The sequence below is a fragment of the Kocuria sp. CPCC 205261 genome, from assembly GCF_040981025.1.
Classification (GTDB): domain Bacteria; phylum Actinomycetota; class Actinomycetes; order Actinomycetales; family Micrococcaceae; genus Kocuria; species Kocuria marina.
Genome location: NZ_JAVKPU010000007.1, coordinates 139,243 through 162,537 on the forward strand (window position 1 = coordinate 139,243; position 23,295 = coordinate 162,537).

19 protein-coding genes and 1 pseudogene are annotated in these 23,295 nt (G+C 69.8%); 8 read left to right on the forward strand and 12 right to left on the reverse strand.

The genetic code is table 11. The annotated features are described in order from the left end of the window. Nucleotides 1-65: 65 nt before the first annotated feature. From RF646_RS08725 to RF646_RS08745, 5 genes are all read right to left on the reverse strand, one after another. A complete protein-coding gene (locus RF646_RS08725) occupies nt 66-1,232 on the reverse strand; it encodes an ABC transporter ATP-binding protein (RefSeq protein ID WP_167318739.1) in 1,167 nt (388 codons plus the stop codon). A gap of 276 nt (nt 1,233-1,508) precedes the next feature. After that, the gene (locus RF646_RS08730; protein ID WP_270239015.1) at nt 1,509-3,251 is read right to left on the reverse strand and encodes a pyruvate dehydrogenase; all 1,743 of its coding nucleotides are present in this window, start codon (nt 3,249-3,251) and stop codon (nt 1,509-1,511) included. Nucleotides 3,252-3,891: 640 nt separating this feature from the next. Next, nucleotides 3,892-5,298, reverse strand: a complete 1,407-nt coding sequence (locus RF646_RS08735) for a class II fumarate hydratase (protein WP_064846178.1) — start codon at nt 5,296-5,298, stop codon at nt 3,892-3,894. Between the two features lie 148 nt (nt 5,299-5,446). Then, nucleotides 5,447-6,097: a carbonic anhydrase gene (locus RF646_RS08740; RefSeq protein ID WP_084118074.1), complete on the reverse strand. Its 651-nt coding sequence runs from the start codon at nt 6,095-6,097 to the stop codon at nt 5,447-5,449. A 123-nt stretch (nt 6,098-6,220) separates the two neighbouring features. Continuing rightward, nucleotides 6,221-7,012, reverse strand: a complete 792-nt coding sequence (locus RF646_RS08745) for a DUF4245 domain-containing protein (protein ID WP_368835740.1) — start codon at nt 7,010-7,012, stop codon at nt 6,221-6,223. Between the two features lie 140 nt (nt 7,013-7,152). Here RF646_RS08745 and glpX point away from each other — a divergent pair, with 140 nt between their 5' ends. Then, nucleotides 7,153-8,163 (forward strand): class II fructose-bisphosphatase, encoded by a 1,011-nt coding sequence (glpX, locus tag RF646_RS08750; protein WP_064846181.1) that lies wholly within the window; start codon nt 7,153-7,155, stop codon nt 8,161-8,163. Between the two features lie 114 nt (nt 8,164-8,277). Next, the gene (locus RF646_RS08755; protein WP_368835741.1) at nt 8,278-9,792 is read left to right on the forward strand and encodes a hypothetical protein; all 1,515 of its coding nucleotides are present in this window, start codon (nt 8,278-8,280) and stop codon (nt 9,790-9,792) included. Between the two features lie 173 nt (nt 9,793-9,965). Here RF646_RS08755 and RF646_RS08760 read toward each other — a convergent pair whose 3' ends face one another. The 5 genes and pseudogenes from RF646_RS08760 to RF646_RS08780 form a co-directional block, all read right to left on the reverse strand. Further along, nucleotides 9,966-10,721: an SDR family NAD(P)-dependent oxidoreductase gene (locus RF646_RS08760; RefSeq protein WP_367403522.1), complete on the reverse strand. Its 756-nt coding sequence runs from the start codon at nt 10,719-10,721 to the stop codon at nt 9,966-9,968. Continuing rightward, nucleotides 10,718-11,710, reverse strand: a complete 993-nt coding sequence (locus tag RF646_RS08765; protein ID WP_368835742.1) for a lipid II:glycine glycyltransferase FemX — start codon at nt 11,708-11,710, stop codon at nt 10,718-10,720. Before RF646_RS08765 ends, RF646_RS08760 begins: the two co-directional genes overlap by 4 nt. Nucleotides 11,711-11,750: 40 nt before the next feature. Beyond that, nucleotides 11,751-13,463, reverse strand: a complete 1,713-nt coding sequence (locus RF646_RS08770; RefSeq protein ID WP_144998750.1) for an LCP family protein — start codon at nt 13,461-13,463, stop codon at nt 11,751-11,753. Nucleotides 13,464-13,620: 157 nt separating this feature from the next. Then, a complete protein-coding gene (gene purE, locus RF646_RS08775) occupies nt 13,621-14,217 on the reverse strand; it encodes a 5-(carboxyamino)imidazole ribonucleotide mutase (protein WP_368835754.1) in 597 nt (198 codons plus the stop codon). Nucleotides 14,218-14,229: 12 nt separating this feature from the next. Then, nucleotides 14,230-15,399, reverse strand: a pseudogene (locus tag RF646_RS08780) (5-(carboxyamino)imidazole ribonucleotide synthase); the annotation flags it as partial. A gap of 190 nt (nt 15,400-15,589) precedes the next feature. Here RF646_RS08780 and RF646_RS08785 point away from each other — a divergent pair. Next, complete coding sequence (locus tag RF646_RS08785; protein ID WP_368835743.1) at nt 15,590-16,222, forward strand: GtrA family protein; 633 nt, start codon at nt 15,590-15,592, stop codon at nt 16,220-16,222. Between the two features lie 98 nt (nt 16,223-16,320). Here the strand turns inward: RF646_RS08785 and RF646_RS08790 are convergent, their stop codons facing one another. Continuing rightward, nucleotides 16,321-17,025, reverse strand: a complete 705-nt coding sequence (locus RF646_RS08790; RefSeq protein WP_368835744.1) for a TIGR03089 family protein — start codon at nt 17,023-17,025, stop codon at nt 16,321-16,323. Between the two features lie 233 nt (nt 17,026-17,258). Here RF646_RS08790 and RF646_RS08795 point away from each other — a divergent pair, with 233 nt between their 5' ends. From RF646_RS08795 to RF646_RS08810, 4 genes are all read left to right on the forward strand, one after another. Beyond that, the gene (locus tag RF646_RS08795; RefSeq protein WP_368835745.1) at nt 17,259-17,828 is read left to right on the forward strand and encodes a WhiB family transcriptional regulator; all 570 of its coding nucleotides are present in this window, start codon (nt 17,259-17,261) and stop codon (nt 17,826-17,828) included. 5 nt (nt 17,829-17,833) lie between these two features. Then, entirely contained in the window at nt 17,834-18,490 is a 657-nt protein-coding gene (locus RF646_RS08800; protein ID WP_260850662.1) for a DUF3499 domain-containing protein, read from the forward strand. A 76-nt stretch (nt 18,491-18,566) separates the two neighbouring features. Continuing rightward, nucleotides 18,567-19,856 (forward strand): Ig-like domain-containing protein, encoded by a 1,290-nt coding sequence (locus RF646_RS08805; RefSeq protein ID WP_368835746.1) that lies wholly within the window; start codon nt 18,567-18,569, stop codon nt 19,854-19,856. 9 nt (nt 19,857-19,865) lie between these two features. Next, nucleotides 19,866-20,585 carry a TIGR01906 family membrane protein gene (locus RF646_RS08810; protein ID WP_368835747.1) on the forward strand — a complete coding sequence of 240 codons (720 nt, stop codon included), beginning with the start codon at nt 19,866-19,868 and terminating at the stop codon, nt 20,583-20,585. Here the strand turns inward: RF646_RS08810 and RF646_RS08815 are convergent. Then, on the reverse strand, nt 20,569-22,194 hold the full coding sequence (locus RF646_RS08815; protein WP_368835748.1) for a dolichyl-phosphate-mannose--protein mannosyltransferase: 1,626 nt from the start codon (nt 22,192-22,194) through the stop codon (nt 20,569-20,571). The two genes, RF646_RS08810 and RF646_RS08815, sit on opposite strands and share 17 nt — an antisense overlap. 81 nt (nt 22,195-22,275) lie before the next feature. Here RF646_RS08815 and rsmI point away from each other — a divergent pair, with 81 nt between their 5' ends. Then, a complete protein-coding gene (gene rsmI, locus RF646_RS08820; RefSeq protein ID WP_368835749.1) occupies nt 22,276-23,166 on the forward strand; it encodes a 16S rRNA (cytidine(1402)-2'-O)-methyltransferase in 891 nt (296 codons plus the stop codon). Nucleotides 23,167-23,295: the final 129 nt, after the last annotated feature.

The window sequence follows — 23,295 nt, forward strand, 5'->3', positions numbered from 1 at the left end:
CGTTCTCCTCGTCGGTTCGGAAGGGGTCCGGGCACCGACGGCTGAGCGGAGCCCGCGGCGTGGGATCAGTCGGGCAGTCGCAGGCCCGTGGTGGTGTCGAACAGGTGGGCGCGCTCGGGATCGGGGGCCACCCACACGGTGGTCTCCACGCGCGGTGGCTGCCGACCGTCTACGCGGATCACGAGTGGGCTCGCATCCGCCTCGGTGTTCAGGCCGGTGTTGGGAACGGTGTCCTCGTCCTCGCCGTGGGACGTGGCCACGGGGGTCACGTGCTGGGCGGTGCGCTGGTCCAGGTGACCGTATACGTACGCGTCCGCGCCGAGCTCCTCGACGACGTCCGCGACCACGGCCAGTCCGTGACCCTTGGAGGAGATCACGAGGTCCTCGGGGCGCACCCCCACGGTGACCTCGGGACCCGTGAGCGCCTCCCGCGCGGCCGGACTCAACTGCCAGGACAGCGTTCCGAGTTCCACGGTGTGCTGGGGGCTCACGGTGGTGCGGAACAGGTTCATGGCGGGCGAGCCGATGAACCCGGCGACGAACTCGTTGGCCGGGCGGTCGTAGAGTTCCCGCGGGGTGTCGACCTGCATGAGGCGGCCGTCCTTGAGCACCGCGACCCGGTCACCCATGGTCATGGCCTCGGTCTGGTCGTGGGTCACGTACACCGTGGTCACGCCCAGCCGGCGGGTCAGGGACGCGATCTGGGTGCGGGTCTGGACACGCAGCTTGGCGTCCAGGTTGGACAGCGGCTCGTCCATCAGGAACACCTGGGGCGAGCGTACGATCGCACGGCCCATGGCCACGCGTTGCCGCTGGCCACCGGACAGGGCCTTGGGTTTGCGCTCCAGGTAGTCGGTGAGGTCCAGGATCCTGGCCGCCTCCTCGATGCGCTGATTGCGCTCGGACTCGGGAACCTTGGCAATCTTCAGGGCGAATCCCATGTTGTCCCGCACGCTCATGTGCGGGTAGAGCGCGTAGTTCTGGAACACCATGGCGATGTCCCGGTCGCGGGAGGCCACGTGGGTGACGTCCTCACCCCCGATTCGGATGGCGCCGTCACTGACGTCCTCGAGGCCCGCGAGCATGCGCAGGGTTGTGGACTTGCCGCAACCCGAGGGTCCCACGAGGACCAGGAACTCCCCGTCGGCGATTTTCAGACTGAGATCGCTGACGGAGGGGCGTTCGGCGCCCGGGTAATGACAGGTGACGTGTTCGTACTGCACGCTCGACATGGCGATCCTCTTTCCCGGCAGGCACGTGCCGGACGATCCGTGGGAGAAAAGGGGCACAAAAGTGAAGTGCTTCACTCTCAAATGTGAGCATATCCGTCGCGTGTGATTCACACCACCCCGCTGGTTCACGACCCGGATATGGCGAAGGCCCCGGGTAACCAGGGGTCCCCGGGGCCTTCGGGACGCACGGGCCGAGCGGCGTCGTCGCCCGGGCCGAAGAGCGGGTCAGGCCTCCGACCCGGAGCGTGGGTCAGTTGCGCGGGACTGCCGCGCCGGTCAGCCGCGCGGGATGTTGCGCAGGTTGGAGCGGGCCATGGAGACGGCCTCACCGACGCCGCGGTTGAGCACGATGCGGGACATCGCTGTGGCGAAGCCGAAGACCTGGTCCTTCTTGATCTCCGGGGGGATGGACAGGGCGTTGGGGTCGGTGATGACCTCCACCACGGACGGGCCCTGGTGGGCGAGTGCGGTGGTGAACGCGGACTCGAGGTCCTTGGGCTTCTCCACCCGGATGCCCTGCATGCCCATGGCGGTTGCGATCTGCGCGTAGTTCGCCTGGGGCACGTCCACGCCGAAGTCCGGTAGCCCGTCCACGAGCATCTCCAGCTTGACCATGCCCAGCGTGGAGTTGTTGAACACCACCACGGTCACGGGCAGGTTGTAGGTCGCCAGCGTCAGCAGCTCGCCCATGAGCATGGAGAGCCCGCCGTCGCCCGACATCGAGATGACCTGGCGTCCCGGATGGGCCAGCTGCGCGCCGATCGCCTGCGGCAGGGCGTTGGCCATGGACCCGTGCAGGTAGGAGCCCAGGATGCGACGAGTGCCGAGCGGGTTGATGTAGCGGGCGCTCCACACGTTGCACATACCGGTGTCCGCGGTGAACACGGCGTCCTCGGCGGCCACCTGGTCCAGGATGGACGCGGCGTACTCGGGGTGGATAGGCGTGATCTTCTCGACCTTGCGGGTGTACGCACCCACGGCCTTGTTCATGAGCTTGTCGTGCTTGGCCAGGGTCTTGTCCAGGAACGAGCGGTCGGACTTGACCGTGAGCTCGGGCAGCAGCTTGAGGATCGTAGATTTCACGTCACCGTGCACGGGGATGTCCACGCCGGTCCGGCGCCCGATCACGGTGGGATCGGTGTCCACCTGGATGGTGGTGACGTCCGGGAGGAACTGGTCGTACGGGAAGTCCGTGCCGAGCATGACCATTACGTCCGCGTCGTGCAGCCCCTCCGCCGCGGCGCCGTAGCCCAGCAGCCCGGTCATGCCCACGTCGAACGGGTTGTCGTACTGGATCTGGTCCTTGCCGCGCAGCGAGTGGCCCACGGGCGCCTTCAAGGTGTCTGCGAGGGCAATCACCTCGTCGTGGGCGCCAGCCACGCCGATGCCCGCGAAGATCGCGACCCTCTTGGCCGAGTTCAGGGCCTGTGCCATGCGCTCGACCGTCTCGTCTGAGGGGACCACGGCGCTGGGTGCCGGCACGGCGAACGGGCGGGCTTCCACGGCGGCGTCCGAGTCCGCGAGATCGCCCGGCAAGGTGACCACGGAGACGCCCGGGCTGGTGACGGCGAACTGGATCGCGGAGCTCACCACGGCGGGGCACTGCTGCGGGGTGCTCACCAGCTCCGAGTACACGGAGCACTCGGTGAAGATCCGGTCCGGGTGGGTCTCCTGGAAGTACTCGGAGCCGATGTACTGCGAGGGGATGTGGGAGGCGATCGCCAGCACGGGCGCACCGGAGCGGTTGGCGTCGTAGAGCCCGTTGATCAGGTGCAGGTTGCCCGGCCCGCACGAGCCCGCGCACACGGCGAGCTTGCCGGTCAGCTGAGCCTCGGCGCTCGCTGCGAACGCACCGGCCTCCTCGTGGCGCACGTGCACCCAGTCGATCCCGCCCTTGGCGGAGCCGCCGGTGCGGCGCACGGCGTCCACGATGGGGTTCAGGCTATCGCCCACCACGCCGTAGATCCGTTCCACACCTGCTTCCACTAGCTGCTGGACGATCTGCTCTGCAAGTTTCACACTGTCTCCTCGGGGGAACGGCCCGCCGCGGGAGCACCCGGGCTGGCATCACGAATGTCTCTGCCATCCAGGGTAGCCCCGGGTCCTTGCGGTCAAAGAGATCTGTGGGCAACGGAACACCGGTGCGTGCGGCGTCCCACGAGGGCCCCGCGGCCGCTCGGTCCCGCGCCGCCGCGCGATCGCCCCGCACGTGACATGATGGAGCCCGTGAGCATTCGCACACCCACCCCGTCCGATCGTGAGCCCACCGTGTCCCATGCGGGGACCACGGCGCCGCAGTTCCACGTGCATCTGAGCGGCCGCGGGAACGCGGGAGCGCCTCGGGCTCTGTCGCGCATCAGCGGGGCGGTGGGGGAACACCCGGGTGTGGGTGCTCGAACCGTGGCACGGGCGCAGCGTTCCTGCGCCGTGGCCGGCGCCACCGGGGTCTCCCGGTGCGCGGCCTCCTCACCCCGGAAGGCGTGACCTTCCGTAGGACCTCCCCGACCGCTCGGCGGTCAGGAGGTCCCCGCCGCGACGAAGAACTCGGCCACCCGGTGAACGGGTGGCCGAGTTCTGCCGTTGACGGGGTGACGCGAGCACGCCCCTGTTTCCCGGGGCGCTCACCGGGGGCCGGTGAGTGCCATACGGGACGAGCGGATCAGTGCTTGCCGGTCATCGTGGTGACGTCCAGGGCCTTGTCCAGCTGCTCCTCGGTGAGCTTCTCGCCGTCCACGTAGCCGAGCTCGATGGTGGCCTCGCGCACGGTGACCTTGTTGGCCACGGCGTGCTTGGCGATCTTCGCGGCGGCTTCGTAGCCGATGGCCTTGTTCAGCGGGGTCACGATCGAGGGGGAGGCCTCGGCCAGGAAGCGGCAGCGATCCTCGTTGGCCTGCAGTCCGTCCACCATCTTCTCCGCAGCCACGCGGGAGGAGTTGGCGAGCAGACGAATGGACTCGAGCAGGTTCGCGGCCATCACGGGGATGCCCACGTTCAGCTCGAACGCGCCGTTGGTGGAGGACAGCGCCACGGTGGTGTCGTTGCCGATCACCTGGGCGGCCACCTGGATGGTTGCTTCGCAGATCACGGGGTTGACCTTGCCCGGCATGATTGAGGATCCCGGCTGCAGGTCGGGGATGTGCAGCTCGCCCAGGCCCGTGTTCGGCCCGGAACCCATCCAGCGGATGTCGTTCATGATCTTCATGTACGAGTACGCGATGTTGCGCAGCTGTCCTGAGGCCTCCACCAGCCCGTCGCGGTTGGCCTGCGCCTCGAAGTGGTTGCGGGCCTCCGTGAGGGGCAGGCCGGTCTCCTCGGAGAGCAGCTCGATCACACGCGCGGAGAAGCCGTCCGGGGTGTTGATCCCGGTACCCACGGCCGTGCCGCCCAGCGGCACCTCGGCCACGCGCGGCAGGGACGCGTCGATGCGCTCGATGCCGTAGCGCACCTGGGCGGCCCAGCCGCCGAACTCCTGACCCAGGGTCACGGGGGTCGCGTCCATGAGGTGCGTGCGCCCGGACTTCACGACGTCCTTGAACTCCGAGGCCTTCTTCTCCAGGGAGATCGCGAGCACGTCCATGGCCGGCTTGAGGTCGTTGATCAGCGCGTTGGTCACGGCCACGTGCACCGAGGTGGGGAACACGTCGTTGGAGGACTGGGACGCGTTGACGTGGTCGTTGGGGTGGACCTCCACGCCCTCGGACTCGAGGGAGCGCGTGGCCAGGGTCGCGAGCACCTCGTTGGTGTTCATGTTGGAGGAGGTCCCCGAGCCGGTCTGGAAGACGTCGATCGGGAAGTGCTCGTCGTACTGGCCAGAGGCCACGGCGTCCGCGGCGTCGCGGATGGCCTGGGCGCGCTGGGCGTCGAGGACACCCAGTTCCTCGTTGGCCGTGGCGGCGGCCTTCTTCACCTGCGCGAGCGCCTTGATGTGCTCGCGTTCCAGGGTGGTGCCGGAGATCGGGAAGTTCTCCACGGCGCGCTGGGTCTGGGCTCGGTAGAGCGCGTTCTTGGGGACGCGGACCTCACCCATGGTGTCGTGTTCGATGCGGTACTCGGTGTTTTCTGCCATGGCCCACAGTTTAGGCCCACGGCCCCGTCGTCAGCCGTCGCGGTCGCCGTACTACCGCGGTGCGGAGGACGGCGACGCCGGGTGCCCGGGAGCGCGCGGCGTCATCGTCATTCAGCAGGGCATGGGAGGTGAGATCCGGGAGGGGGACTCACGCGTCCCGGAACGCCGGGTCGTTGCTGTAGACGAGGTCCGCCTGGCCGTCCGAGAGGTGGTAGAACACGCCGATCACGGCGGCTTCGCCCCGGGAGACCGCGCCGGAGATCGCCGCGGACTGGTCGAGCATGCGCGCCGCGGTCTGCTTGGTGTGCTCCACGACCATGTCCTGTAGGTCCGTGTGGCCCTGCCTCCGGGCCTCGAGCACCGACGGCGTGATGCGCTCCACGAGGTCCCGCTGGAAACCGCGGGGCAGTTCCCCGGATTCCACGGAGGCCTTGGTCGCGGTCACGGCGCCGCACGAGTCGTGGCCGAGCACCATGATCAGCGGCGTGCCGAGGACCTCGATCGCGTACTCGAGCGTGCCCAGGACGGCGTTGTCGATCACCTGGCCCGCGGTGCGGATCACGAAGGCGTCGCCGAGCCCGAGATCGAAGATGATCTCCGCGGCCAGGCGGGAGTCGGAGCACCCGAAGATCACCGCGAACGGCTTCTGGGACTGCGCGAGGTCCTTGCGGCGCTGGGCGTCCTGGTGGGGGTGCAGGGTGTCACCCGAGATGAACCGGGCGTTGCCCTCCCGCAGTTTCCGCCAGGCCCCCAACGGGGTGCGGGGTGTGTTCTCCACGGCAGACGGCTGAGTGCTCACGCTGATCTCCAAATCTCGAAGGCACGACGGCTGGGCCGGGTCGGCTCGCTCGGGTCCTAGACTAGCCCCGGTTCCGGGACCTCGGTTCGACGACGTCGCTGCGCCCGGTCCCGCTGCCCGGCGTCACTGCCCGGACACGGCCCCCGCGACGTGCTCGAACTCGGCGCTCGGGGCCTGGCCGCTGAGCACCACCGTGGAGTCCTTGAGCTCACCGACCCACGCGGTGAACTCGTCCTGCTTGCCCGACGCGTCACGGTGATGGATCTGCCATGTGATCCCATTGACCGTGCGCTCGTCCGTGGGCGGGATCAGCTGGGTGCGCTGCGCGAGCCACGTGGGATTGGATCGGGCGGTCTGCGCCATGTCCACCAGGTGGTAACCGGGGGAGAGGAAACCCACGTTCCACAGGGGGACGCCGTCCTGGGACTGCGCCTCCCAGCGCGCGTAGTTGGCGCTCCACCCGTCCCCCAACGCCGGGGCCGCGGGGGTGAACGGGGCCTGGTCACCCGCAAAGCGCGCCTCCTCGCTCACGTCCACGTGTGCTCGGTAGGGCTGGGCATCGGGCTTGGGCTGCAACCACAAAAACGGCAACAACAGGAGAATGAGCACGAGCATGGAGATGACCATGCCGCGGATGGGTGCGTTGATCCGCGAGGCCTGCTTGCGGGTGAGCTGCGGGACCGGCGCCTGACCCGCGTCCGGGGTGGCGGCGTCGTCGGCCGCGGCGGAGGCGCTCGCCGAGGGAGCTTCCGCCGAAGCCCCGTCCGAGGAGGTGCGCTCCGAGCGAGTGCTGCCCGAGGCGGGACCGTCCGCGGTGGAGTCGCTCGGACCGGGTACGGCGGAGGCGGGCGCGGCGTGCGCGTCGCGGGGATCGGGGGAGGACCCGGGACCGGGACCGGAAGCGGAAGAACTCACGGACCCATTGTGCCGTGCTCCCGGGGACCGGCCCAATCCTGGGAACCCGAGGATATGCTGGACGTACGTGTCATGGTGGTGCCGCCGGGGCCCGGCTGGCGGCCACCGGGGCGACCCGAAACTCGAATGTGAGGAACAACGTGGCAGAAGCGACCCAGCAGAGCAGAGCGGGCAATGTGGCGGACCGGAATTTGGCCTTGGAACTGGTGCGGGTCACGGAGGCCGCCGCGATCGCGGGTGGCCACTGGGTGGGCGCCGGTGACAAGAACAGCGCGGACGGCGCGGCCGTGGACGCCATGCGTTCGTTCCTCTCCACCGTGGACTTCAACGGCACCGTGGTGATCGGTGAGGGCGAGAAGGACGAGGCCCCCATGCTGTTCAACGGCGAACAGGTGGGCGACGGCAAGGGCCCGGCTTCGGACGTCGCCGTGGACCCCATCGACGGCACCCGGCTCACGGCTCTCGGCATGAACAACGCGCTAGCCGTGATCGCCGTGGCGGACGGCGGCTCCATGTTCGACCCCTCCGCGGTGTTCTACATGGACAAGCTCGTGGTGGGCCCCGAGGCCGCCGATCTCGTGGACCTGCGCCTGCCCGTCAAGCAGAACGTGCACCTCGTGGCCAAGGCCAAGGGTGTCAAGGCCAACCAGGTCACCGTGTGCGTCCTGGACCGCCCCCGCCACCAGGGCCTCGTGGACGAGATCCGCGCGACCGGTGCCCGCACCCGCATGATCCTCGACGGGGACGTCGCCGGGGCGATCGCCGCGTGCCGTGAGGGCACCGGCGTGGACATCATGATGGGCATCGGCGGCACGCCCGAGGGCATCGTGACCGCGTGCGCCGTCAAGGCCACCGGCGGTGTGATCCAGGGCCGGCTGGCCCCCACGGACGATGCCGAGCGGGAGAAGGCCGCCGCCGCAGGACTCGACGTGGATCGGATCCTCACCACGGACGAGCTCGTGACGTCCGACAACTGCTTCTTCGCCGCCACGGGCATCACCGACGGCGACCTGCTGCGCGGTGTGCGCTATCGCGGGCGCACCATCACCACCCAGTCCATCGTGATGCGTTCGCGTTCGGGCACGGTACGCATGGTCGAGGCCGAGCACCTGGCCAAGAAGTGGGAGAAGTACGAGCGCAACCAGGGCTGATCCCCGACACTCTCTACACATCGCGCGCGTGTTCACCCCGGTCGGGGAGGGCACGCGCGCGGTGTGTGCCCGGCTATGCTGGAACGCGTTGTGGGCCTGAGGAGAGGAAACCCCGTGGCGCTGAGCGTGACCCCCTGCGGAAATCGGAAGACCTGGGACGCCCGGGTCCGTGTCACGGGCGGACACCCCGAATTGCTGTGGGGCATCGGTGACGCCGAGGCCCTGACCGCGCAGGACGCCAGGGTCGAACGCGTGGCCGTGGATCGGGGTCAGCAGACCGTGGGCTACAGCCAGTTGGTGATCCTGCGGGAGGACCTGCACACGGTCGTGGATGCCCGGTCCCTGCACGTCAAGAATCCGCGCCACCTCACGGAGGTCCTGGCCGCGTTGCAGGACCACGCCCGCACGGCACACGAGGCCGCCGTGTTACGGGTGAGCCCGGACACCGACGCCACCCCCGAACTCACCGAGCTGCTCACCGGCGCGGGCTACCGCCGCGCGGACAAGCCCCGCAAGGGGGAGGCCGGACCGCGTCACCTCGTGGTGCGACTGGGCGAGACCGAGGGTGAGCTGTCCAAGCGGTTGTCGGATGACACGCTGCAGCGCTGCCGCGCCGGGCTGCGTGATTCCGGCGTGCGGGTGCGCCGGGTGCGCGCCTCGGACCGCGATCTGTCCAACGTGGGTCTGCGCAGTGAGTACATCCGTGAACTGTTACGCGCCGTGGGGGAGAACTCCGTGTTTCTCGTGGCCACCGAACACCTCGAGAATGGGACGGAGACCGCCCTGGGGTACCTGTGGTTCGTGCACACCGGGGAATCCGCCATGATCTACCGGCTGGGTTTCACCGATCGCGCCCGCCAGCTGGGCGTGGACGACGCCCTCCTGCTCACGGGCCTGGTCCAACTGCAGCAGCGCCAGGTGCACAAGGTGCTCGCGGGGGACCCCGACCGGCCCTCGCAACCCATGGTGTTGCGCGAGCTCGCGACCGAGGAGCACGAGGCCCCCGGCACGTGGGAGTACCCGCTGCTCGGCGAGTTCCAGGTGGCCGGCCGTGTGGAGAAGACCCGGCGCCGGTTCCTGGGCAGACGCTCGAAGAACGCGGCCCCCGACGACCTGTTGCCGGAGCAGCCCGCGGTCCGCGACGACGCCGCACCCGAGCCGACGACGTCGGCCGCGGCCCCCCACAACGTGCCCCAGCCGGCACGCGCCGGGAACGCGACTGCCGGGTCCGCGGCTTTCGAGGGCTCGCCCGTCGAGCCATCCGACAGTCTTACCGCAGCGCGTTCCCGTGAGGACGACGCCGCGCCGTCCTCCCGGACGAGCCCCGGGGTGGACGCCGATCCGGATCTGGTGCGCTCCGCGGATCAGCTCCCGGGCGGTACATCGAAGGACTCCGGGGCGGCCCGTTCACCACGCTCGGCGCGGGGCGGCATGATCACGGGCATGCTTCCGGGCCCGCTGGCCCGCCGCAAGCGGACCGCGCAGTCCACCGGCACACCGGTCACCGGAACCCCGAGCACGGACGGGGACACGCAGAGCGCTTCGCGGCGTCAGAGCGCGGCCGCCGGACTGCTGCGTCGCGCCGTCGAGGAGGGCCGGGCGGCGGTCCGCGACGCCGCCCGCTGGTGAACGGGTCCTGACCTGCGGCGCACGCCGTGGACGGTGTGGACGACTCGCGCGAGCCGAGGCGCGCGGCGCGAAGAGGGCCGTGCCTGGCCGCACGGCGCGGTCGGGACGAGACTTGCCCGTGTGGGAGACGAGCCCCGCCCGCCCGGGACGAACTCTGCCGGCGCGGGGTGGGACTACTTGCGGCCCGAGACCACGTTCGCGGCGCGCGCGACCAGCGACCGCGGGAGCACACCCGTGAGGGCGTCCAGGACGTAGTACGCGCGCGGGAACACGAGCCGGGACCGCTTCTTGTCGAGTGCCGTGAGCGTCGCGGCCACGAGGTCGTCCGGATTCGCGGAACGGCCCAGCTCGATGGCCTGCGCATTGGCGACCGTGAAGAACTGGGTGTCCACGGGACCGGGGTTAACGCTCAACACGTGTACGCCGTGCTTGCGGGCCTCCACACCCACGGCGAGGCTGAAGCGGTCCACGAACGCCTTGGACGCGCTATACGTGGCCATGGACGGCAGGGGCTGGAAGCTCGCCACGGACGCGATGTTCACGATCGCGCCGTGCCCCGCGGCGGTCATGGCACCCAGGGCGGTGTGGGTCAGCGTCATGAGGGCCCGGACATTGACCGTGAGCTCCTCGATCTCGTGGTCCAGGTCCAGGTGGGCGAACTCGCCGTGACTGCCGAAGCCCGCGTTGTTGATCAGCAGGTCCACGGGGTTGCGTTCCAGCACGTCCACAATGGTGTCGATCCCCTCGGTGGTCCCGAGGTCCGCCACGACGATCTGCGCGGTGCCGCCCGTGACGGTCTGGGACAGTTCCGTGAGCTTCTCGGTGCTGCGGCCCGTGAGGATCAGGCCGTAGCCGCGCTCGTGCAGGGCATGGGTGAAGGAACGTCCGATGCCACCGGTGGCACCCGTGATCAGGGCTGTGCGAGTCATGCGCCCACCCTACGCTCGCGCAGGGTGCGCAGTTTGCCCCGGGCTGCCCCGAGGGTCTCACGGCCCGCACGCACCGCACCGTAGGCAGTGTAGCCCGCGCGGGAGACCGGCAGGTCCCACGTCCCCGGGTAGGACACGGGCTCGCCGCCGAAGGACTTCTTGAAGGACGTGAAGCCGTACCACTCGTGTTCGGGCCCCGCGCCCTCGGGAGCGGTGCCGAAGAGGTCGAACCACGTGAGCCCCTTCTCCTTGGCGTCCATGATCATGGTCACCACGAGCGGGATCCCCGCCGAAAGCTTCCGGTGGGTCTGGTCCGTGGCCGCGTGCGCGTAGGTGCGGGTGTCCTCGGAGTCGTACACGAGCGAGGCCGCGATCGGCTCACCGTCCAACTTGGCGAGATAGAGGCTCGCGGCACCCGCGGGCATGAGCGATTCCGCGACGGCCCGCAGGTAGTCGTCATGCTGCCGATTGAAGTTGCGCCGCTTGGCGGTCGCGTCCAGGAAGGTCAGCAGGTACCGCACGTCCGCGGGATCCTCGGAGCGCTCGATGCTCACGCCCTTCTTGTGGATGTTGCGGTAGAGATTGCGGTTGGTGGACTTCATGTCCTTGAGCAGGTCCTTGGCGTCCTTGCGCAGGTCGATCAGCTGGGTGTGTCCCGGTTGCACCTGTCGCGGCGCGAGCTTCATGCCTCGCCGCTTGAGCGATGCCTCCGGGGTCTCCAGACCGTCCACCGGGTGACCGTTGATCGGCTCCACGCGCACGAACCAGCACCGGTGCGCCTCGGCCTGCGCCGTGAGGTCCGCCAGAGCGGCGTCGAACGTGTGCGGGGAGTCCGCTTCGGGGCCGTACGGGCAGTACAGGTACCGTCCGGTGCGCCCGCCCTCGACGGTCGCGAGGTACCGCCAGCCCGGCCCATTCGCCTGGATCACGCGGTGTCCGATGCTTTGCTGAAACCGTGCCCATTCGGGGGACTGCAGGATGTTCGCCACGCCCCCAACTGTACCGAGTGCGCGGGTCCGGGGTGCCGGGTCAGGGGACCGAGCACGTCCCGTTCGGCGACAACTGCTCCTGCGCCGGTACCTTGAGCGCGGCGGGCACGACCACGGCCGTCCCGACGCCCGCACCGCCGCCCAGCGCGGACACCCCGCCCGCTCGCGCCGCACCCTGGGAACCCACGGTGCCGGGTGTGTCGGCGGACGACGCCGCTGCGTCGCCGCGCACGCCCCCGGCGGCCTGGGCGTCGTCGCCGTTCGCGTTCGCCAGGACCCGGGAGACGTCGGACTGGAATTGCGCGTAGTCCGGATAGGTGGGGAAGGACTGGTCGTAGTAGGGAGGACCCGCCGCGTACGCCTGCAGCTCGTGGTCCTTGGCCTTCGTGGCCACGGTGACCATGGAGCCGATCGAGGACTGCGGGATGTCCGTCTCGAGGATCTGCTGGCCAGAGCTCGCGAGCTCGTCGAACTTGGTGGCCACCGCGACCGGGTTCAGCTGCGCGAGCATCGCGGCCTGGACGCAGCGCTGCCGGGCCTGGCGGTCGTAGTCCGTGGCGCCCTCGCGGGAGCGGGCGTACCACAGGGCGTGGAAGCCGTCCATGTGCTGGGTCCCGGGCTCGATCCACCCCAGGATGGGGTTCTTCAGTCCCGTGTCCAGGTTGGTCCCGCCGCCGATCGGTACGCGGCCACCCACGTTGATGTCGATCCCGCCGAGCGCGTCCACGAGGGACGCGAAGCCGTCCATGTCGATCAGCGCGTACGCCTGGATCTTCAGGCCCGTGACGCCCTCGGCGGCCTCCTTGGTGGCCTGCGCCCCGGGATCGGCGACGTCCGGGTAGAGGTCCTTGTGGTTCTGCATCACGTCCGTGTAGACGGCGTTCATGATGCACTCGTCCCCGCAATTGAACCCCTCGGGGTAGACCGAGTTCATGGGGGAGTCCGCCGGGAACGGGACGTTCTGCAGGTTGCGGGGCAGGGAGATCGTGACCGTCTGTCCCGAGGAGGCGTCGATGCTGAGCACCGTCATGGAGTCCGGGCGGCGGCCCTCGCGGTCGTCACCGGCGTCACCGCCCATGAGCAGGATGTTATAGCGCCCGTCCTCCGGGGCGAACGGCATGCCCCCGCCGAAGATGTCCGAGACCGCGTTGCGGGCCACAGAGACCAGGTGCGCCGCGTAGCCGAGTCCCCCTCCGGTCACGAGCATCGCGAGCACGGTCACGAGCACCACGGCCCGGCGCATCCCGTCCCCGAGCAGCCCGGGTCTGATCAGGCGCAGCGTGTCGAACCACAACAGCACCCACCCGATCGCGAGCGCCACCAGGCCGTACATGAGCACCGCGGAGGTCACGGTGTTGGTCAGCAACCAGATCAGCGCGCTGCGCCACACGACCCACAACAACAGGGCGGCGAGCACGAGCGCCCACACCACGGCGGTCACGCGCACGGCGATCCGCCCCAGGCCGCGTCGGCCCGCCACGAGTTGCGCGGAACCGGGCACGAGCAGCGTGGTACCCAGCAGCCACCAGGCCCGCTTGGTGCGGGTGGCGGGTGCAGCGAACCGGGGACTCCTGAGGGGATCCCCCACGCGGGAACGCGATCGTCGCGGCCCGTCGCCCGGGTGACGCTCGGCGGTGGCGCCCGCGGGCGGCTCGTCCGATGCGGTGTGGGAGCCCGACGCCACGCTCTCGTAGGCCTTGGTGGCCGTGGGATGGGGGGCGGCGTCGTCGGGCCGGTCGCTGGATCCGTTCACGTGCAACTCCGTGCTGAAGGGGAAGTCGGTGTTGCGACGGGCCATGGGTGCGGGCCCGCCGGGCCGGGATCCATCAGAGGAGAACGGATCCCGACCCGATCATTGTGCCTTGTCCGCCTGGGTCCGGGCCGACAATGCACCCCGAAGGGGGTGGCGCTCAGTCCTGGGAGGCGGTTCCGCGGCCCACGGTGTCACGCAGCGCGGAGCCCTTCCGATGCGCCGCCTCCGAGAGCTCCTGTGCGAAATCCCGCAGTCGTTCCCGCAGGTCCTGCCCGGACGCGTCCGGCGCCGATCCCAGCACCCGGGCGGCGAGCAGACCGGCGTTGCGGGCGCCGTTGATCGACACCGTGGCCACGGGAACCCCCGCGGGCATCTGCACGATGGACAGCAGGGAATCCATGCCGTCCAGGGTCTTCAACGCCACGGGCACCCCGATCACGGGCAGCGGCGTGACGGACGCGAGCATACCCGGCAGGTGGGCGGCACCGCCGGCCCCGGCGATGATGACCCGCAGGCCACGCTCGTGGGCGGTACGGCCGTACTCGAGCATCTCGGTGGGCATCCGGTGCGCGGAGACCACGTCCGCCTCGTACGGGACCCCTAGTTCCTCGAGGGCCTCGGCCGCGGCCCGCATGGTGGCCCAGTCCGAGTCCGAGCCCATCACGAGACCCACGCGCGGGGGCTCGTCCTGACCGGACGGGACGGCACCCCACGGCTGCTGCTCGGGAGCATCGGTGACGTCGGTGGGTCGCACGCCGCGGTCCTCGCCGTCGCGCAGGATGCTCGCCGCGTGGGTCGCGATCTGGCGCAACCGCTGGATCTCGTGGGCGCCGCCCACCACGTTGACGTGACCGATCTTGCGCCCCGGGCGCACGGACTTGCCGTAGTTGTGGATCTTGGCGCGGGGTTCCGCGCTCAGTGCTTGCGGATACGCGGCGAAGAGGTCCTGGTTGTCCCCGCCCAGGTAGTTCTTCATCACGGCCGCCCCGGCCACGACGTCCGTGGCGCCCAGGGGCCAGTCCAGCACGGCGCGCAGGTGCTGCTCGAACTGTCCCGTGACGGATCCGTCCATGCTCCAGTGACCCGAGTTGTGGGGGCGCATGGCGAGCTCGTTGACCGCGAAACCCGCGTCCATCCCGGGGGTCTCAAACAGCTCCACGGCCATCACCCCGGTCACGCCCAGTTCCTCGGCCAGCCGGACCGCGGCGTCCTGTGCCGCGCGGGCCACCTGGGGATCCAGGCCGGGGGCGGGGGCGATGACCTCGTCGCACACCCCGGCCACCTGGATGGACTCCACCACGGGCCACGCCACGGTCTGCCCCGAGGGCCGGCGCGCGACCATCGCGGACAGTTCCCGCGAGAACGCGACCGCTTCCTCGGCGAGCAACCCGGCGCCGTCGTCCTGGCCGGTGGCGCGTTCGAACCACTCGGCGGCGGTGCCGGTGCCGGCGTCCTGCGGGCCGTCGACCTTGAGGACGCCCTTGCCGTCGTACCCGCCGCGCGGGGTTTTGAGGATCACGGGCCAACCCACCCGCTCGCCGAACGCCACGAGTTCCTGCGGGGAGTAGACTTCCTGCCACTGCGGATTGGGCAAGCCCAGCTCGGCGACGGCGCGGCGCATCACGAGCTTGTCCTGCGCATGCACCAGGGCGGACGGCCCCGGACGCACCGCCACACCCTGCGCCTCGAGCGCGCGCAGATGCTCGGTGGGAACGTGTTCGTGGTCGAACGTGAGCACATCCACGTCCGCGGCGAAACGCTGCAGGGTCTCGAGATCCGTGTAGTCACCCGTGGGTGCCGTGCGCACCGCGGCCACGGCACTGACCTCCGGGCCCTCGGCCAACACGCGCAGTTCCACGCCGAGAGCGACGGCGGCGGGGGCCATCATGCGGGCCAACTGCCCGCCGCCCACCACACCAATGACAGGACCGGTAATGGGAGAATTCACGGCTTCAGGCTAGCGCCACAGCGGACGTTCAGCCATTTCGGAGTACGATGCACTCAATCATCCTGCGGACGCCACATCATCCGTGTCGTGGCGGGTCACGGGTCGGCGGCGGGCCACGCCGGTGCGGCCGCCCATCCCTCTTCCCCGAGCGTCAGATTGGGATCGAATCTTGAACAAAATGTTTGATCGCGCACACGCGCTGTGGAATCTGTTCGTCAAAGAACTCGCGAAGTTCGGGGTCGTGGGTGCGGCTGCGTTCGCCATCAACGCGGGCCTGGTCTGGGTGCTCATGCACACGCAGTACTTCGCGGAAAGCCACATCAAGGCCAAGGTGGTCACCACGGTCGTGGCCATCATCTTCTCGTGGGTCGCCAACCGGTTGTGGACCTTCCGGGACAAGCGCCAAGAGGACAAACGCAAGGAACTCGTGCAGTTCCTGGTGGCCAACGGCATCGGCATGGGGATCGAACTCGGGTGCCTCGGGGTCAGCTACTACGTCCTGGGCCTGACCTCCGCGACCGCGTCCTTCATCTCCGGCACGATCATCGGCACCATCCTGGGCACGATCTTCCGCTACTTCGCCTACCGCTTCTGGGTGTTCAGCACCAAGCTGGACCAGGACCCGGACTTCGCGAGCAGCCCGGACCAGGAACTCGCGTTCATCACCGGGCAGATCCCCGTGATCCCGCAGCGCGAGGACAAGACGCCCCGACACAACGACCCGGCATCCCACCACGGGAACCCGGCGCTGCGGCCCGAGGACACGGTGGCGAACACCCTTCCCGAGCAGGACGTGCGCCGCGCGTCCTGATCCGCGAGGACCGTCGAACAGGGCGCCTGCACCAGACAAACGCCGGCCGGACCACCGCCGGTCGCGCGGCCCGGTGCAGGCGCCACCGTGTTTCGGTGTCAACCGCGGGTCGCGCGCTCCTGGTCCAGGACAGCGGCCGTGGCGTCCTCGGGACGCGCGCTCAGCACCACCGCCCCACCGCCCGTGATGATTCCCAGGGTCCGCAGGGCCGCGTTCTCGCCCCAACCCTCGGTGAGCGGCAGGTACACGGTGCCCCCGTCGGTTCCGGCGAGCTCCAACGCTCGCGGCAGTACCTCCGCGTGGGTCACCCCGGACGGCAGCGCCACGCTGTCGGGTTCCGGGTTCTCGAGACCCCCGTACATGTCCGGTTGCGCCCGGACCTCGTCGCAGAAGTCCACCGCGCCCTTGGGCAGGGGCCCCGAGCACTCGAAGGCCAGTGCGGGTTCGGCGACCACCAACAGGGTCTGCGCCGCGGCGTCGTCGTCAGGGTGAGACTCCGGGTACGCATGGACCACCGAATCCGGTTCGGGATGACGCGTGAAGTCCACGCGCGCACCCGCGCGTAACGCCGCGAACGTGAGCACCGCGAGTCGCCAGTGCGGCACGGGGGAAATCGTGAGGACGTCGGAGGCGACGACGTCGAGCTCGTCCACGAGCAGCCCGGCGGCCTTCTCGACCCAGTTCACCAGGACCCGCCCGGACAGCTCGACCCGTTCGGCGCCGTCGCGCCAGATCAGAGCGGGGGTGGGGCGCTCGGCCACGGTCTGCAGGGCCTGGGCCAGGTCTGTCGGTGTGCGTCCCACGAGGAAACTCCTTAGGGTATGTGACGGAACCACGGGTTCCCGGGCGGCGCGCCGGTGGACCCGGGAAGCCCAGGATACTCGGCTTGACTCAGTAGGACTTACACGCGTGTAATTAGGGGGTCCACCTGGATATCGACGGTGTACGCCCCTACGTGGCGGACTCGTTTTCGGTCGGGACAACCGGGCTGGTTGAGGGCATTTGAACAGCGAACGCGTGGGACGGAAGGAGCGACATGGGAGAGGCCGCACGCCGCCAGATCGATGCTCGGGAGGACTACGAACCCGGGTCGACCGGGGGTGCAGCTCCCGTGGACTGGTTCGTGGATCCCGTGGATCAAGCCCGGGGGGACTTGGGTGTGACCACACTGGACGATCTCGCCACGGCCTTCCTGGCCGCACACCCCGAGGTCGCCGGGGACGTGCTCCTGCGTTCCGACCGCAAGAAGCCGCGTGAACCGCAACCCCCCGTGAGCACCCCCCAAGACCTGAGCACCACCGAGGTCCACGACGTCCAGAGCGTGGACGCCTCCGTGTGGCAGGCCGTGGCCGGGCTGTACTCCGTGAGCGAGGGCGACGCCGAGGGCGAGCTCGCGTGGCAGACCGACGCCCTGTGCGCCCAGACCGATCCCGAGGCCTTTTTCCCCGAGAAGGGCGGGTCCACCCGGGACGCCAAGCGCGTGTGCGAGGCGTGCCCCGTGAGCGGCAAGTGCCTGGACTACGCCATGGCCAACGACGAGAAGTTCGGGATCTGGGGCGGCCTGTCCGAGCGCGAGCGGCGCAGGCTGCGTCGCCGGGGACGCTGAACCCCGTGGCCGCTCCCGAGACTCCGCGGCGCACGTGCTCCAAGCAGATGTGCAACCGTGACGCGGTGTGCACCCTGACCTATGTCTATTCCGATTCCACCGCGGTGATCGGTGCCCTGTCCGCGCGGCGGGAACCGCACGCGTACGACCTGTGCCCCGTGCACGCGGACTCATTGACGGCACCCAAGGGCTGGCGCGTGGTGCGCCTGGAGTCACCGGACGGCTGGAACCACGACGACCTCGACGCCGTGGTGGAAGCCGTCCGACCGGACGAGGATCCCGCACCCCACCGCACGGCGCGTGGTACGTTCCTGGGCGCCGTGCGACCGCCCGGGGCTGCGCGACCCTCGGGCCCGTCCCGGTCACGGGGTCCCGTGTTGCGCGACGTCTCCTACCAGGGCCGCGATGACGAATCCCGGGCAGACGCCGATTCCGGCCCCGCGGGCGACTCCGGTTCCGCCGAAATGCCCCGTTCCGAGGGCTCCGCGGGCGCCAATGGCGCGCGCCCGGCGCGTCATGTTCCCATGGGCCGTTCCGGGGCGAATACCGGCTATTCTGTAGCGACGCGTACGATTGCGAACGCAAATACGCAGGTGGGGCAGCGCATGGACTCCGTCCCCCTCCCCGCAGCCCTGCGCACCCCGCACTGGCGGCGGCCGTAACCCGGTTGCCCCGTCCGGGTGGGCTGCGAGACCGTGATTCCCACGGCCGCCGTTCTCCCCCCGATGTGAGGTGCCCATGAGACTCCCTTCCCACCACCGCGATCCGCTGCCCGGGACACCGCGCGAGCCCGCGCGTCCCGCCGGGGCGAGCGCGCGGCGTCGTCGTCCGGGCATCGTGTGCCTCGCTCTCGCGGGGCTCCTGGGCCTGAGCGCGTGCGCCGGGGGGAACGACGCCACCCCGGCAGCGCCGTCGTCCGCCGCCGCCGCTCCATCGAGTACCGCGCCCACGAAGAGTTTCGGGACCGTGCGGGTCGAGGTGAGCCCGGCCGCCGACACGAGCATGGTCAACCCCGTGGACCCCGTGGTCGTCACAGCGGACGGCGGGGAACTCACGGACGTGACCGTGAGCGCCGCGGGCTCGGGGGAGCGGGTCGAGGGCGAACTCGCGCAGGACGGCCACGAGTGGCGCTCGAAGGCGCCCCTTGCGTTCGACGAGACCTACACGGTGGACTACACCGCGCGCTCCGGGGACCGGGACAGCACGGGGCAGTCCGTGTTCAGCACGGTGGACGCCGCCCACGAGGCGGACGTGGCCCTCAACGTCAAGGACGGGCAGACCTACGGCGTGTGGCAGGTCGTGGAGTTCAACTTCTCCGAGCCCGTCATGAACAAGGACGAGGTCGAGAAGGCCGTGACCGTGGACGGGGCGCACCGCGACGGCGCGTTCCGGTGGTACTCGGACCGCAAACTGCGCTTCCGCCCGGAGCAACCGTGGGACCCGAACTCCAAGGTCACGGTCACCGTTAGCATCCTGGGCAAGGATCTGGGCAACGGGATGATCGGCAACGGCAACGAGACGGTGTCGTTCAGCACCGGTGCCGAGCAGCGGGTGTTCGTGGACAACAACACCAAGACCCTCGTGGCCTACGTGAACGGCAAGGAGACCGGTCGCTGGCCCGTGACCCTGGGCAACCCGGACTGGCCGTCCACCACGGGCAAGAAGGTCATCATCGAGCAAGCGGCCTCCTACGAGTTCAAGGCGTCGTCGCTGAACCTCAAGCCCGGCGACCCCCACTACTACCCGCCGTTCGACGCGTCCAACGTGTCCCGGCTGACGTGGAGCGGCGAGTTCATCCACCAGGCGCTGCCGTCCGCGATGCCCGTGCTGGGCGTGGCCAACGTGTCCCACGGGTGCGTGGGGATGCCGCCGGAGGGTGCGGCCTACATTTTTGAGACCTTCCGCCCGGGTGACATGGTGGAGGTAGTCAACACTGACTACCCCCAGGCCGATCCCGACGATGGCTACGGGGACTGGAACATCCCGTTCGAGCACTACTCGGACGAGGACTGGCACGGAAACTGGTGATACAGCCCGGTGAGCTCCTCCATCCCACGCGGCCCCTGGCCCCGCCCCACCGCGGTGCAGCGCATCCTCCAGGGATTCCTGGCACTCACTCTGCCCGTCCTGCTCGTGGCGCTGGGGGTACGACTCGTGGCCACCCCGGTCTTCCTGTGGCTCGAGTACCACCGCCCCGGCTTCCCTGCTGACCACTGGGGGATGAGCACGCAGGAACGGATGACGTTCGGTTCCTACGGGATGGACTACATCATGAACCTGGCCCCGCCCGAGTACTTGGGCGGTCTGGTGAGCAGCGAGGGTGGCATGGCGTTCACCCCGGCGGAGGTCTCTCACATGCGGGACGTCCAGCACGTGATGTACTGGGGGCTGCTGATCGCGTTCGTCCTGCTCGTGCTGAGCGTCCTGGCGGCCTGGTACCTGCACCGGGCGACCCCGGGGACCGCCTCTTCCGCGTGGTTCGCGGGCTCGTGGCTCACCGTGGTCCTGTTGCTGCTCACGGCCGTGTTCGCGGTGGTGGGGTGGCAGAGCTTCTTCACGGCGTTCCACTCCTTGTTCTTCAGCTCCGGGACGTGGACCTTCAGCATCTCGGACACCCTGATCCGACTCTATCCCACCCAGTTCTGGATCGACGCCGCGATCGCCGTGGCGCTCGTGGCGCTCATCGGGGCGTTCGCGGTCATGCTCGCCACGACCCGCCGGATGCGGGCGGCACGCTCCTTCAGATCCACGAGGTGAACCACATCCGCCAGCGCCAGTGCTCGTAGGGAATGGTCTGGGCGGTCCACACGGGCCAGAAGAACACCGCGAGCACCACCACGAGCAGCAGGAACACCAGGCTCACCCTGCGCCAGCGTCGCGCCCACACCGGTGAGATCACCTGCTCGTGCACCGCGGCGGACGGCGTGCCCGCGGTGGCACCCAGGCGGGGGACCGCGAGCTTGCCTGTGAGCACCCCGATCGCCCCCGTGATCAGCAGGACCATGGCGGGGAAGTAGGACAGCGCGTAGAAGAAGAACATTGTGCGTTCCGGGTAGAGGAACCACGGGAGGTAACCGGCCGCGTACACGCCCACGAGGGCACCGAAGCGCCAGTCACGGAGCACCGCCCACAACCACAGTCCCAGCGGCACCGCCAGGATCCCCACCCACCACACGGCGGGGTTGCCCAGGTTGAGGATGGCCTGGCTGCACGACTCCACCGTGCAGCCGTCCACGCCTCGTCCGGGGGATTCGTAGAAGTAGGACGTGGGGCGGGCCATGACCGGCCACGTGGCCGGGCCGGCCATGTACGTGTGGTGCGAGGACAGCCCCGCGTGGAACGAATAGGCCGCCACGTGGTACTCCCACAGGGAACGTAGGGCGGGCGGGAGCCACTGCGGGCCGTCGCCCGGGTTCAGCTCGGCCCAGTTGCGGTTGTAGCCCGTGCTCGTGGTGAGCCACCCGGTCCACGTGATCACGTACACCACCGCGCCCACGCCGATCATGCTCAGGAATCCCCACGGGCCGTCCTTGAGCACCGCACCGGCGAACCAGTTCTTGACCCCGGCGATCCGCCGCGCGTTCATGTCCCACAGCACCGCCAGGATCCCGAGCGCGGCGATGCTGAACAGCGCGTTCCACTTCACGGCCGCGGCCGCACCGCACGCCACGCCCGCGGCGATCCGCCACCACCGCGCGCCCAACCACGGGCCCAGGACGCCGCCGGGGCTGCGGGCGAGCAGGCGGCGTCGACCGTCGTCGCGGTCCAACAGGACGAAGACGAAGGCGAGCAACAGGAAGAACATGAGGAAGACGTCCAGCAGGGCCAGGCGGGACTCCACGAGGTGCAGCCCGTCCAGGGAGGTCAGCACACCGGCGATCGTGGCCAGGGTGACCGAGCGGAACAACAACCATCCCGCGCACCAGATCACCGCGATGGACGCCGTGCCGAACAGGGCCGCGGAGAAGCGCCACCCGAACGGGTCGTCCGCGCCGAACAACCACAGCCCGATCGCGATGAGCCACTTGCCCAGGGGCGGGTGCACCACGAAAGAGGGGTGACCCTGTGTGTCCGGGATGTTCCCGGAGACGAAACCCTCGTCCGCGCCCTCGGGCCATTGCTGCTCCGTGCCGTGGAGCAGCAGCGAGTAGGCGTCTTTGAGGTAGTACGTCTCGTCGAAGACCACGGCGTGCGGCCACGACAGGTGCACGAAGCGCAGCACCCCGCCCAGCAGGGTTACGAGCGCCAGGGGGACCCACCAGTACCGGGGCAACCGGGTGACCGCAGGGAGCAGGCGGTCGCGCACGGAGGGGGCCACGGGTGCGGTCGAGGCGGGGGAGAAGACAGTCGAGGGCACGGATCCCATCGTAGGGTGCACCCCTGGAGATTCAGCCCGGCCACGGTGGCGTCACCGCGTTCGACCGGCGGACCTTCGTAGAGTGGACGGGTGAGTTCACAGACATCGACGACCACCCCCGGCACCGAGGACCACCGCCCCGGTGCCGTGGTGGTCGTGGGCACCCCCATCGGCAACCTCTCGGACGCGTCCCAGCGGCTCAAGGACATCCTGCACACCGCGGACGTGCTGGCCGTGGAGGACACCCGCACCCTGCACCGCCTGGCCTCCGGGCTCGGCGTGACCGTGACCGGGCGGGTGGTCACCCACCACGAACACAATGAGAACGCGCGCACCGGCGAACTGCTGGACGAGGTGCGCCGCGGTCGGACCGTGGCCGTGCTCTCCGACGCGGGCATGCCCACGGTCTCCGACCCCGGGTTCCCGCTCGTGCGCGCCGCGGCCGAGGCGGACCTGCCCGTGAGTGTGCTCCCCGGGCCCTCGGCGGTCCTCGCGGCGCTCGCGGTCTCCGGGCTGCCCACCGACCGGTTCACGTTCGAGGGCTTCCTGCCGCGTAAGACGGGCGAGCGTGCGGCCCACCTCGCGACCCTGCGGGACGAACCCCGCACCATGGTCTTCTACGAGTCCCCGCACCGTCTCGCGGAGATGCTCACCGCGCTGCGGGACGCCCTGGGCGCGGACCGGCGCGCGGCCGTGTGCCGCGAGCTGACCAAGCTGCATGAAGAGGTGCTGCGCGATGACCTCGCGGGTCTGGTCGAGTGGGCCGCGAACAACCAGGTGCGCGGGGAGATCGTGGTAGTCGTGCATGGTGCCCCACCGGCCGCGGCTCCCGAGCCCGAGGACCTCGTTCAGGAGGTCGAGCACCTCGTGGCCGCGAGCGACGTCAAGCTCAAGGCCGCCGCGCGCGAAGTGGCCACCGCGCACGGGGTGAGCACACGCAAGCTCTACGACGCCGTGATCACCGCGCGCGGTCAGAACTGACCCGACCCGCGGTAACGACGCGCAGATATGTAGGACGACCGTCTCGCCGACGAGTGCCCCTCGGGTCGGACTTGCCGGTCTCCGTGCAGTGATGACGGCGCGGCCCCGGCCTCCGCGCGGGCGGGACGG

What these genes read in the sequence shown, in the direction of transcription:
- RF646_RS08725 (WP_167318739.1), bottom strand. Translation starts at nt 1,232, where the DNA reads ATGTCGAGCGTGCAGTACGAACACGTCACCTGTCATTACCCGGGCGCC.
- RF646_RS08735 (WP_064846178.1), bottom strand. Translation starts at nt 5,298, where the DNA reads ATGGCAGAAAACACCGAGTACCGCATCGAACACGACACCATGGGTGAG.
- RF646_RS08760 (WP_367403522.1), bottom strand. Translation starts at nt 10,721, where the DNA reads ATGACTCGCACAGCCCTGATCACGGGTGCCACCGGTGGCATCGGACGT.
- RF646_RS08785 (WP_368835743.1), top strand. Translation starts at nt 15,590, where the DNA reads ATGTTTGATCGCGCACACGCGCTGTGGAATCTGTTCGTCAAAGAACTC.
- RF646_RS08795 (WP_368835745.1), top strand. Translation starts at nt 17,259, where the DNA reads ATGGGAGAGGCCGCACGCCGCCAGATCGATGCTCGGGAGGACTACGAA.
- RF646_RS08805 (WP_368835746.1), top strand. Translation starts at nt 18,567, where the DNA reads ATGAGACTCCCTTCCCACCACCGCGATCCGCTGCCCGGGACACCGCGC.
- RF646_RS08815 (WP_368835748.1), bottom strand. Translation starts at nt 22,194, where the DNA reads ATGGGATCCGTGCCCTCGACTGTCTTCTCCCCCGCCTCGACCGCACCC.